Annotated in this window: 8 protein-coding genes and 3 pseudogenes; 8 read left to right on the top strand and 3 right to left on the bottom strand. The window is 45.2% G+C overall.

The genetic code is table 11. The features are described from left to right. The first annotated feature begins 40 nt into the window (after window positions 1–40). The gene (locus FCL46_RS28810) at window positions 41–328 is read left to right on the top strand and encodes a DDE-type integrase/transposase/recombinase (protein ID WP_420811256.1); all 288 of its coding nucleotides are present in this window, start codon (window positions 41–43) and stop codon (window positions 326–328) included. Window positions 329–359: 31 nt separating this feature from the next. On the opposite strand, the pseudogene FCL46_RS28190 reads toward FCL46_RS28810, so the two are convergent. From FCL46_RS28190 to FCL46_RS29020, 3 genes and pseudogenes are all read right to left on the bottom strand, one after another. After that, window positions 360–1,593, bottom strand: a pseudogene (locus FCL46_RS28190) (transposase); the annotation flags it as partial. Between the two features lie 470 nt (window positions 1,594–2,063). Next, window positions 2,064–2,156 (bottom strand): hypothetical protein, encoded by a 93-nt coding sequence (locus tag FCL46_RS29025; RefSeq protein ID WP_476700522.1) that lies wholly within the window; start codon window positions 2,154–2,156, stop codon window positions 2,064–2,066. 571 nt (window positions 2,157–2,727) lie between these two features. Continuing rightward, a pseudogene (locus FCL46_RS29020) lies at window positions 2,728–3,523 on the bottom strand (transposase). A 947-nt stretch (window positions 3,524–4,470) separates the two neighbouring features. On the opposite strand from FCL46_RS29020, the gene FCL46_RS10525 reads away from it, so the two are divergent. The 7 genes and pseudogenes from FCL46_RS10525 (at window position 4,471) to FCL46_RS10495 (ending at window position 11,970) form a co-directional block, all read left to right on the top strand. After that, complete coding sequence (locus tag FCL46_RS10525) at window positions 4,471–4,899, top strand: hypothetical protein (protein ID WP_136806432.1); 429 nt, start codon at window positions 4,471–4,473, stop codon at window positions 4,897–4,899. Between the two features lie 119 nt (window positions 4,900–5,018). Continuing rightward, window positions 5,019–6,398: pseudogene (locus tag FCL46_RS10520) on the top strand (IS4 family transposase). Between the two features lie 584 nt (window positions 6,399–6,982). Then, window positions 6,983–8,731 carry a phage tail sheath C-terminal domain-containing protein gene (locus FCL46_RS10515; RefSeq protein ID WP_136806431.1) on the top strand — a complete coding sequence of 583 codons (1,749 nt, stop codon included), beginning with the start codon at window positions 6,983–6,985 and terminating at the stop codon, window positions 8,729–8,731. 33 nt (window positions 8,732–8,764) lie between these two features. After that, entirely contained in the window at window positions 8,765–9,271 is a 507-nt protein-coding gene (locus FCL46_RS10510; RefSeq protein ID WP_136806430.1) for a hypothetical protein, read from the top strand. 112 nt (window positions 9,272–9,383) lie between these two features. Then, a complete protein-coding gene (locus FCL46_RS10505) occupies window positions 9,384–9,857 on the top strand; it encodes a hypothetical protein (RefSeq protein ID WP_217909601.1) in 474 nt (157 codons plus the stop codon). Beyond that, the gene (locus FCL46_RS10500) at window positions 9,854–11,386 is read left to right on the top strand and encodes a hypothetical protein (RefSeq protein WP_136806429.1); all 1,533 of its coding nucleotides are present in this window, start codon (window positions 9,854–9,856) and stop codon (window positions 11,384–11,386) included. The genes FCL46_RS10505 and FCL46_RS10500 overlap by 4 nt, the downstream gene beginning before the upstream one ends. A gap of 8 nt (window positions 11,387–11,394) precedes the next feature. After that, window positions 11,395–11,970 (top strand): hypothetical protein, encoded by a 576-nt coding sequence (locus FCL46_RS10495; protein ID WP_136806428.1) that lies wholly within the window; start codon window positions 11,395–11,397, stop codon window positions 11,968–11,970. Window positions 11,971–11,980 lie beyond the last annotated feature (10 nt).

Raw genomic sequence — 11,980 nt, 5'->3', positions numbered from 1 at the left:
GGCAGCCGAGATAACGTATATCCCAGTGAGGCAAGGTTTCATGTATCTGTTTGCAATAATAGATTGGTATTCTAGACAGATAGTTGATTGGGAGCTTTCGACAGGTCTTGATACTGAGTTCTGTTTGCGATGTGTTCGAAGAGCACTAAAGAAATATACAAATCCTCAAATATTTAATACCGATCAAGGTTGCCAGTTCACTTCTTATAAGTGGAGTAATTGTCTGAAGGAACACAATATATCCATCGGTATGGATGGAAAGGGGCGATCGCTCGATAATGTAGCAATTGAGCGATTCTGGAGAAGTCTAAAGTATGTAGTAGCCTGATAAAGACGTTTTTTTTATCTGATTTTTTCCACAGTACTGTCAGGTTCATCACCAGAAAAATACTATTGATCCAAGCTTCAGAGGTTCTCTGAAGCTTGGCCCGAATATAATTGAGCCTGTAACCATTCTTGCCCTGGCCGAATTTGCCTTTTATCGGTATCCTTTCCCGGTTGTCCTGGATACGTTGTTTCTTCACTTGCTCAAGATATTCTGCATTCTCCGCTGTCTTCTTGGATGGTCGTCCTAAGGCTTTTCCTTCAAAACGAATTCCATTTTCCTTGAGGTATTTTCGGTTTTCACGTGAACCATACAGCTGGTCGCCCAATACAACTTCCGGGTAGCATCCATACCTCAGCCTGAACTCCTCGACTTGCGGTTTTAAATCTTTACTTTCATTGTAGGTGTCCCAACCAAGGTGATCTACAAAAGCTAGTCCCTCGCTCATACTGACGTTGATTTTGGCACAGAATTCTGTCTTTTGGCTGGCTTTGCCGCGCACTATCGGACGAACATGCGGTTGTGATATGGAGACAATTCGATCATCACATCGCTTCTGCCCACTTGTGTACATCTTATCTTGCTGCGCATACAAATGCTGAATGATCCAATATTGCCGTTGTCGCTTATATACCAATGGAAAGGGTGTGTTTCCAACGTGATCAAGGATCTCAGCGATACGTTCTCGGTTTCTTTGTGTAGTCACTCAGAGCATACAGTTCATCGATGAGGTTCTCGGATATTGCTCTGGCTTCATTGAGCAAACTAATGTCTATCGGATAACGTATCGCTTGCTCAGCGACAGTGGCATCTACAAGCATTTTCCCTTTATGGGTAACTTCTTTCAAATCAGCCGGTTTGGATTGGACAAGCTTATCAATGATCACTTGCTCAAATTGAGCAAACACTTCTTTTCCCATACGTTTGCGGATATCAACAAACAGGCTGGGGGCAAATGGCTGTTCATCTTTGTAACTTGAGAAACCAACGAAGTACTGCAGGTAGGGATTCTCCTGAATTTGGAGGACGGTTTCCTCGTCACTCAAAGTCAATTTATGCTTTATGATTAAAGAACCAACGACCATCCTTGTGTCTTTCCCTGGTCGATCTTTTGAACCGTTCATCGTGCTGTAATACCCAACAGCCAGATTATCCCAGGGAATATGTTCGCTCCATTTAACCCACCTGTTTTCCGGATTCAATTCTCCACCAAATGGAAGTTTAAATCCTTCAAGTGAGAGTTGTTTGCTGCTCGTATATCGGATCATGTGCATGCCTTATGATGAATATAGGATTAAAACCATACACTTTATAACAAATTCTCAAGACATAACCATGTCTTTACGGATAGTTATATTGTTCTAAGTTCAATCTATGTACCTGACGAAGGGAAATTCATTTTTTTTCCTTAATGGAGAAGTATTATTCCTTGACCGAGGCCTTTTAATGGGTGGCCCTTTTTACTGCAGCATGACTGGTACTACAAAGATAATACGCATCTGTCTTTTGATGAAAGATCACAGTTGAATTACGACGACCCTGAGGCTCTTGAAACGAGTTTACTCATTTCTCATCTGAAAGAAATAGTTGCAGGTCGCCCTATCACCGCCCCGCAGCATTTTTTTTAGAATTGGTCCCCATTTTAGGACCACTACTAATGCTTTTTAAGCTAACATCTTGCAGCTCCGGTTGGCAATTACCCCTCTCCCCTGCGGGGGAGAGGGGTAATTGGTTTTTTTCAGACGGCTTTGGGTAATTTTTCGTAGTATGCCTCATTCGGTGTAGCATCGGAAAGCGACGAGTGTGGCCGGTCACTGTTGTATCGATGCATATACGCAGCTATCCCCTTTGCCAGTTCTCTTGGATTGTCATACGATTTCAAGTAAATATCTACCATTTCCTTGAAAATATTTTTACGCAATCACTACCAGACTGGTTAAAGAGTCACAGGCATTCTTTTGTTTTCGGTTAGGTTGCAAGACTCTTTTCTGAGGAGACTCTGCATAGTTGCCATGGAACTCTAGCTTTACAGAATACTTGTTCTTTATTGCACCCGTTATTTCAATATTATGTGTCGGTAACATCTTTACCGCACCAGTCACCCATCAGGATCAAGGCGAAGGGAGAGATTAGGATTGTGGAACGAAGAGATCCTCAAAAAATCTCGTAGTGGAACAATTCCAATCTCGGGTCGATGCCCCTGTCCGCTTTAGCGAACTCAGAAAATTATTGGTGCCATACTATGTCCAAATGTTGGTACAAGTCTCATGGTTCTTAACCAGCCCTTTGGTGGTTCACAGTATAGACAATAAAGAAAGTTGTATTCTATCAGACGGAACGGTTACCAATCAAATCCAGTGGTTTTACCACCCCTTTTCCGAGTTCTCCGTTCCGGCTGAATTTTAGGTAAAGAGTTTATTGCTATCAAACTCAACATTGCCTTTCATAATGTAAAAGGCGGCCCGTACGAGTTTGTGGAATAATGCGACACAGGCAACTGCTGATTTGGTTTTTGCTGATTTTCTGTTGAAAAACACCTTTGCCTTATCGTCGTACCTCCTGCAAAATTCAGCAGCTTCGGTAAAAGCCCAGGAGAGATACTTGTTGCCGTTTTTGCTGTAACCTTTTCCTTTACGCTTGTTATTGCTGGTCCAACTCGTTGGTACTTTCCGGCAATATGAGGAGTAGTCACCGACATTCTTGAAGCGCTCAATGGGACCAGTCTCCAGCATTATGGTTAAGGCTAAGATCTTGCCAACTCCAGGAATGGTGAGAAGACCGCTATATTGAGGGTTGAGTTTAATTCTTTCTTGGCAGACTTTTGATGAGCGATGTCCGGAGCTTAATCATATGTCCGCGTTTTCGTAAGATCACGTATAGGTCGTATCTCTTTGGGGTAAATGTATCCTTGTGGAAGAATGGAAAGTCGGTCCATATGTGCCAGCCAAAAGGCATCGTGTTTATCGTCAAGGAACTTTAAACCTGAATACTGTTGCATAGCAGCAGGGTTTGCTAGGTGAACGGTATATCCAGTATCAATGAGACAATCCACAATCCAGTACCAGTTGAAGGTTGATTCAATCGTGATACTCACATTTCGCCCCTGAATAGTTCTAATTCAGCAAGGATCACATCTTATTGATTCGGTAACTTCTTGTGATAAACTCGCTTGTCCTCTTGGTCAATCTTTTGTTGAATTCCTCTTTAATTATACCACCATTGCTTGTAGTGGTATTGGGAGATCAACGGTGGTCTCTCGGAGGTGCCTTTTATATGATTATCAAGTCTGCTTTTGACTATAATTTTGTCTATGCTTTGACCAATCCAAGATTTTTTCTGAATATACGTAGCATCAATATCGTATAATGCTCAGTTTGTATACGTAACAAATTCTGTTTGAAGATGTAGGAATAAGGTAAAGTTTGCAGAACCTTTTACCATGCGGGCCATATCAGAAATACGTATAACTGTTGTAGACTGGGAACAATTTATTAGTGTCAATGCTTATATAAATGCCTAAGTTTTTACGCAGCTTTAAGCAGTACGGTATGGTCCAGATTGTTACGAATCCTTTGATATCAAGATCCACCACGCAGCCATATTTCCATCCTCGTTCTCGAGCTTTTGACAGCGCATGAAATGCCGACTTCTTTAGTCTGTACCCTTAAGAGTCAGGGTGAAAGTGTGGCTCAAAAAACAGCTCAAGTTCGAGTGTTAGGCGCTTTGTGTCGGCCTTGATGAAGGATTTACTTATTGGCCAAATGGGATAATGATCGGCCTAGATGTTCATATAAAATAGCATTTTCGGATTGACTTATTTATAAGGTTGCCCTAGTCTTTTGATGTGAGCGATTGTTAGGCATATGCTGTCAATTCTGAAAGTCCAATGTGTTTTGTATCTTTAATTGCTCCAAGCTTCTTTTGTCTTTGTTAGTGATGAGTCTCGTTGAATATCATAAATAAATTGGCCAGATCACACTACGCAATATGATGGTGAGATTCCTCCAATAAAGTTTGAGTAGTTACCCGATTATTTTTTTATTATAGATAGTCACAAGTTTTACATCAGACTGGTTATGTAAAATGTATTGCTCAAACTGCTATTGGGAGTACGTACAGTGCTTCGCGGATAACAGGGTGACATTTTGTTTGACTGGACAAGGTTGCAAAAAAGCGTCAGGGCTGCTGTGGGTATTACGGATGACATTAGTCTAACGCTTATTGGTCTTGAAAATCGTCCGGTTGGTATCGGTGGTTTGTCGGGGGGGAGCGCAAATGGGGTAATTCACCGCTATGCAAGGTTCAGTGCGTGTGTCCGGATAAGTTTTAATGCTCCCCATGTTGACCAGGCAAGTGAGTGCATAAGTGCTATCACAGAAAGCTTATCTCCGCTATCACCGGAATGGTTGAACAGTAATGTCATTAAGGTTGAGTTGATAGAGACGCAGATTAGCGATGGCCAAGAAAGTGCAATTGATATCAGGCTATTACTCGAACTTCACCCAGAAGAAGCAGAGCACGATGCGTCACCCATTTCTGAAATAATTATCTCAACTTTCCGGGTTGATGGTTGAGTTGAAATAAAATCACTCAAATTATTGAAAACATACATTTTTTACGACAAAAGCCCTTCATTTCATGATATATTGGTTTCGCCAAAAACAACAATAATATCAATGGAGGAAGGGCGAAAATGGATCTTACCAAACAATACTTGGAGCAACAAGAAACAAAAGAACTGCAAAGCCGGATAGACTTGTTATAAGCACCGAGTTGGCACCCTCCTCAATCTTTGCGGGATACGTAAATTGCGAGGAGTATCTCCCCTGACTCTCTTCACCGCAATTTTTCTTTTGCCGTTTGAGGGGAACAATTTTTACAAAGGCATAGTGACCAATGACAACCTGCTTTTCAGAAAAAATGATGCGTATGAGTTGCTGAAAAATCCACGCCATAATTTGCGTAAGTTCTTGTTGACTCTGTCAGTGCAAGTTGCAGGATTTTTCTCGCAACTCACCAATGACTCGAGAGAAAAGGTGCTGATATTCGATGATAGCACGTATGGTCGATCCCGTTCGAAGGCAGTTGAGCTGCTTACCTGGATTTTTGATCACATCACAGGAAGGAGTCTGAAAGGATTCAAACTTCTGAATATGGGATGGTCCGATGGGTTCAGTTTTCTGCCTCTATATTTTGTCCTGTGCTCTTCTGCCAAAGAGGAAAAAAGAGTAAAAGGCATCACCAAAGTTTTGGATAAGAGAACCTGCGGTTACAAGCGAAGACAAGAGGCAACCACCAAATCTACTGAGCTTTTGGAGGCAATGGTTAAACGAGCGATCAGTTACGGCATAAAGGCAGACTATCTCCTCATGGACAGTTGGTTTTGCTGGCCGTAGATTCTCGCACGGCTTGGAGCACATTTGCCAGTAATCTGCATGGCCAAGAATATGCCGAAAGTCTTTCAGCGACACCAGGGCTAATGGGTCACACTGGGTAACCTGTACACAAAACTGAAAAAATGCTCTGGTAGGGCTAGTATCCTTGCCAGTGTTGTTCTCCAAACAAAAAATGAGCAGGCCGTGGAGATCGTTTTCGTTAGGCTCCGGCATAAACGAGACTGGCTAGCGATCATTTCCACCAAGACAGATTTGAGTGCCGATAAAATTGTCCGTATCTATGGCAAGAGATGGGATATCGAGGTCTTTTTCAAAATGATGAAACACCACCTGAATCTGGAAAGAGAAGCGTAATTGAGGGATTATGACGGAATGATCGGGCATACCACCATCTCAATGACACGGTATACTTTCCTTTCTTTTGAGCAACGGTGTCATTTTGATCAGAAAACCATTGGCAGCTTATTTTGCGCTTGCTGCGAAGAGGTTGCGGACTTGTCGTTGATAGAGGCTCTGCAAAGGTTGCTGGCGCTCGCTCTTGAAAAAGTACGGAGGCAGGGACAATCGCATAAAAGGTTGTAACCAACTTAATTGACAGCATTATGGGGGCCGCAGTGGATTTCCTTCAATCGATGAGGCTAGCATCCATCAAAAACAACTTGGTTTCTACCTGTTAAACCAAGTCGGAAAGTTGAGTAAGTATACTTAACCCTTTTGCACATTTTGGGGTGTTTTGGGAAAATTTACCCCAAAGCGTACGAAGGAGTGGGTATTGCATTTGTATGAGGGACCTATCTCCTTTGACAGGATGTTTATCGCACTGCCAGCTATGACTCCGTTAGGCAGATTTGAAGTTGTTAGCTGGTACTCAAGACAACGGTTGACCTTGTTGGCAAAACGTTGTGTGTCGACAGTGTTAGGGAATGGGGTGAGAAGACAGCGATGATACTTGGTTCGTCTTCCACACCCACGGACGATGCGACCCTATCAGCCAAGTTGAGTTACGTGCAATTCTGGAGGAGATAATTGATGACACCGTGCCCTTGTTCTCAAGAGTGATCAAAGAACTGAAAATTGAGCTTGGCCGGCAGATAAACCTCAGGACCGATCTGAAAGAATAGTCGTTTCAATTGTGGCAGATCGAGGTGGCAGTGAGCCGGCATAGCTTTATATCTGGCTACCGGTATTCCACTCGGCGTCTTAGTGTATAGGTCTAAGATATTGTTGGTTAATCAGCAGCTAATTACGGAGGAAATGACTTATGTCGGAGATGATTATTCCTGGAACCTATATTGATGTCAGAGCCGACGGGCTGACAGCGGCAGGTCCAATTTCCACAGGTAATATTGGAATTGTAGGGACTTCCAGCAAGGGGGAGCCTAACAAGGTATATAGGCCTACCAATATGTCTCATGCCAGGGCAATTTTTGGCAAATCTGACGCCTGGTACAATAATGTTATGGAAAACCTCTCTCTCGTTCGGGCGCTTGACTTGATTTTTACTAATGGAGGATCGAACGTTTTTGCGGTTCGAGTAGAACCGGGCGGGAGTGCAATGAAAAGTGAATATTCACTCAAAAATACTGAAGATCTGGATAGCTTGACCTTTGAAAGCCGATACCCCGGTTCTGGTTACAACGGGGCAGAAATTATGATAGGAAAAAAAACCTACGAAGTGACCATCTATCATAAAAGCAGTGGAGAAGTCCTGGAACGTTTCTGCGATGTTCCGGATGTGGCTGGTGAAGCGGTGGGGCGTTTGAAAAAACTCGTAATGAGTGAAAATATAAAATTTCAAACTATAGGGGGAGGTGCTGCCCCCATCTCACTAGCGGATGGAGCTGAGACAATTGAGCTTGGGGCAGATGCGGATGACGGCGTTACGACTTTGGGCTTTCCTCTTGACAACCCTGTAATCAAGGTTGAAATTGCCGGTATTGCCCTCAGTGAAATAAAGATTGAGGTTATAGAGGTTGGCACAGTCCTGGTGAAAGTTGGTCGTCTAGTTGAGCAGTGGCGAAATGTACCTTTGGCAAGTGACAAATTCAAAGAGGTGATAAATGGGGAGTCCCTGACTTATGATTATGGCAAAAACAGCTCTACAAGTGGACAGGGACAGAGATCGGGCCTCTTTACTGTGCAAGGTACCGGAGTCGGGGTGGTTAGAGATAGCCAACACATAAGATTGCCCAACCAGTCAGGGTCAAGTGACGGAAAAATGGTACCTGCCGATATTGAGCGAGCATTGGAGACCCTGAAAGATGAAGATGTTCAGTTCGTATTGGTAGCCGGTAGGGGTGAGAGTGTGAGGCCGTTGTTGACTGCGCACGTTGAGAATGCTTCCAGTGACCAGAACGGGCGTGAACGAATAGGCTTGATAGGTACGGAGCAAGAAGTTGAAGGGTCAGCCAGTTTGCAGGCTCCAGCCCAGGACAATGGCCGGCTGGTCTATGTCGGTCCAGGGATCCGGGTAGATGACCCTATTTTACAGAGAGAGGTCGTATTGCCGGCGGCTTACACTGCAGCAGCTTTGGCGGGCCTGCTCTCTTCTATACCTCCACACCTCAGTCCTACAAATAAGACGATAAATGCAAATGGACTTGAAATTTTGTTTAATGCAACAGATCTTGAACAGCTTGTCTTGACGCGTGTATTAGGGTTGCATTGGGAGTTTGAGTCTGTGCGGGTTCTCAAAGGTATTACTACCTCAACTGATACGGCATGGTCGCAGATAACGACACGGCGCATCGTCGACTATGCCAAAGCCGGTGTGCGAAAAACCTGTAATCCGTTCATAGGTAAGCTCAATATTCCCAGAACCCGTGATGCAATGAAAGCATCCTTGAACGGTTTCTTGTTCTCCATGGTCGACAGGGAAATGATATCTGACTATCAACTGGAGGTTACTGCAACAAGAGATCAGGAAATACGAGGAATTGCACAGGTGGTTATGGCACTGGCGCCAACGTTCAGTATTGATTACGTCCGGGTTGTCATGAATCTTAGCTAACCTTCAGGATACTTAGATAAGGAGATGTGATCCATGGCTAATAACAATGTTTTCAGAGGCTCGGATGCAAGTCTGACTCTCTCCCCACAAGTAAGTGAAAGCGAAGATGGGAAAACGGCGGCGCATTACTGTGAGGCTTATCTGAAGGATCAGCCAGTTGGCCGTGCAACCGGAATCACATTAGTTGTGAGAACGGAGCTCAGGGAGTTTCATGAGATTGGCAAACGGCATGCTGCCCAGCTTCGACCTGGGAATATACATATCAGCGGTACCATAGAAAAAGCGTCAGTCGATGGTTTTTTGCTTAAATCCCTGCTTGGGAAAGGGGCCGACTCTAAAAGAGAGAAGGAACCTTATCCTTGCCCAGTATTCAACCTCACTATGGACTTAAATGACTCCGTTAGTCCTGATGGCGTTTTTAAGGTTACTGTGAATGATCTGCGATTCGAGAGTTGGGCCTTTGATCTTCCCGAGGATGACTTTGTAATGGAAAATGCAACATTCAGAGCCCTGTCTTTAAGTGTTGAAGATGGAGTGTAGGCACTGGTTGTGGAGAGCTTTGTAATAAAAGTCATGAAATAGGTTTAAATGGTTGTTTCGAAGCACAGGATTTCGTAGCATCGACGCACTTGATTATTTGATGGAGGGAGGCGTGGCACGAATTACAATAGATGATCTCATGGCTGGGGGCAACGCAACCCATGAAATAGAGCTCCCTCTGGACTTCCTGGGAAATGGAAGTGGTGAAAGTGTCTGTCATACCGTAGTTTTACGTCCACTCACGGTGCTGCACCTTCAGAAGGTCAGCAGGGGCATCACGGATGATGAGAATCTGGCGGCATCCATGATGATTCATCTGGCGATGGTGGATCCTGAACTCAGCCTGGAACAGGCTATGTCGTTACCGGCGGGCACTGCACGAAACATCCTTGACAATATCAATAGAATCAGTGGCTTGTCTACGCCGAGGGATGAACTGGATGCATTGGTGAGCGAACCTCTCGCCCGTGCCTGCTACATTCTAGGCAAGGAATTTGGTTGGACGGTGCAGGAAGTGAGTGGCTTAACGATTGGCCAAATCCTGCTGTACCTCCAGATGATTAATAACGACAGGCAGGCCACATGAGTATCACAACTCTCAAAACCAGGCCTTTGCGTCCGGCCGTAATTTTTCTGATGCTGAGGTGTTATGAACAGGATTTGGCAAAGCTGGTTGCCAGGGCAGGGAATATTCAAATGCATGCTGAGTCGGCTGTTTCCGCTGGTAGGTTTGAGCCTGGATTGAAAAATCGGTACCCGGAGGCGGAAGTGCTACGCGAGCTAGTTGAGGAATTTTGCACGTCCGGGGCGACGACTGATGCGAAGAGAGAAGATATGCCGAACGATCGACTATCAGTAAGAGAAAGATTAGAGGTACTGGCTGGTGTGGAAGTACCCGCGAAAGGTGGATTGGTTTCAGCTACGCCAGCTGATGGGGTGTGGGAGGGCCATAAACTGGGGCGTAGAGGTCAAAGGCTACGATATCCAACAACATTAGGGCGAGAGTATTTAAAGCGGGGCGTTCGGTTCACTGATAACGCCGCAGCTGAGAAGGAGTTGGAAACGATTCGAGCATTTCCGAAAGCTGTAGTTGAGGGTAACATTTTTCGGAGTGCATCTGGAGTCGAAAGTGCTGGTTATACAGGGTCTTTAACTGTAGAACGATATCTACGTTATGAGAGGGACGGGTTGGTTCCCAAAAGGTTTGGTGCAGCTTTCAAGCATATGACGAACAGACCCTTTGATGGTAGTCATGTACCTGTCAGGGAGCTTCCCTTTAGAGATGTTGAGGGGATCCTCGCCCATTGGGCAACTGCGTCCGCTTTAAGGGTAGGCTCCAGACTACAACGACAGTGGGGTGGGGAGGGCCAGATAGACACAGGGGCCCTTGCAAACGCGATACTTCAGGGAGATCGAGCCCCGGGGGAAGAACTTGATTTAGCCGAACACTCGACAGACGTGCAATCGAACCATCCCCCTCCAAGTCCGTTGGGCCGTGAATTCCCCAAAGAGAAAGAAGGTCATCGGAATCGCGTTTCAAGGAACAGGGCAAGTACAGCTGAAGTCCATCGAAGGAGCGTGCAGCCTTACTCTCAGCAGACCATTACCAAAATATTAGCCGGTAGCGAACTTGATCGATTAGCCGAGAGTTGGCTGATATCCTCCAGCGAGCAGCCTCTATTGGAAAAAGGGGGCTGGGGAGAAAGGAGGAAGAGGGGGCCGGTACAACTCCAAAGTTCGTACAATGTACCTGGAAGAAGGCCTATCCAAGTTGCCGATGAAAACAGTGCTGTCGGTGAACTTCTAGAATCGTTACAGGATAAAATGACCGGTCAATATTCACCAGCCGGGGCTCGTGTAACGGGAGAAGGTAAGCTTCGGCGGTCGATGAGTGAAGGTTCGAGCAGATTTATGCAAACAGGCATCGGGCAATTGCCTTCTGGAGTACCAATTCCCCCCCAAGAAAACGCTGAAGGGGGAGCAACCACGCCCCCCCCCTTGCCGGATCTGTCTAAAAACATACTCTGCCCAGGCGTTGCTCCTAACCGAAAGGTGGAGAGTCGATCAAGCATCAAAAGCCCACTTACGGGCAGGGCACTTGGGCTAGACACCTGACAAACTGAATGACTAATGTGATGAATATCTCTCTTGATGAATTTCGATTACCGTTTGTACAGACGATGACTCTTGTTGAGGGAAGAAGGTGGGCAGGACATAAACCTGTTAGAGGTGATGGAGTGCATCTGCAGAATCTAGGGAGAGAGCTGGTGCGGTTGGAAGTTCATGGCAGTGTAGAAATATCATCACTCGAGGTTGTTGAACGATTGGAGGAAGCACAGCGGGAGAGGAAAATTTTATTATTCTCCTCCCCTGTAACCCTCGAGTTGCCGTTGAGGGTCTTTATCGAGGGGTTGGCTGTGCAACAGAGTAAGGAGCTACCCGGCTCATATCAGTATCTCCTGAAGTTGTGTGAATTTCGGATTCAGGCTGATCCGGCAAAAGAAGATGAAGGCGGATTCTTTCCGCCCTTTTCTGTTCTGGAGCTGCAGGATGTTAATAATCCACTTGATCTGGCCCGAAGGCAGGTTGCAGGTATTATAGATGATCTGACTCAAGGGGTGGACATTTTCGATCCGATACGCCCCTGGTTAACCGTATTTCAAGAAATCGAAGATGGTTTGGGAAGAATCGACCGATAGGGAGGGCATG

The sequence above is a fragment of the Desulfosediminicola flagellatus genome (assembly GCF_005116655.2).
Classification (GTDB): domain Bacteria; phylum Desulfobacterota; class Desulfobulbia; order Desulfobulbales; family Desulfocapsaceae; genus Desulfopila; species Desulfopila flagellata.
This window is presented reverse-complemented; position numbering and strand designations above follow the sequence as displayed.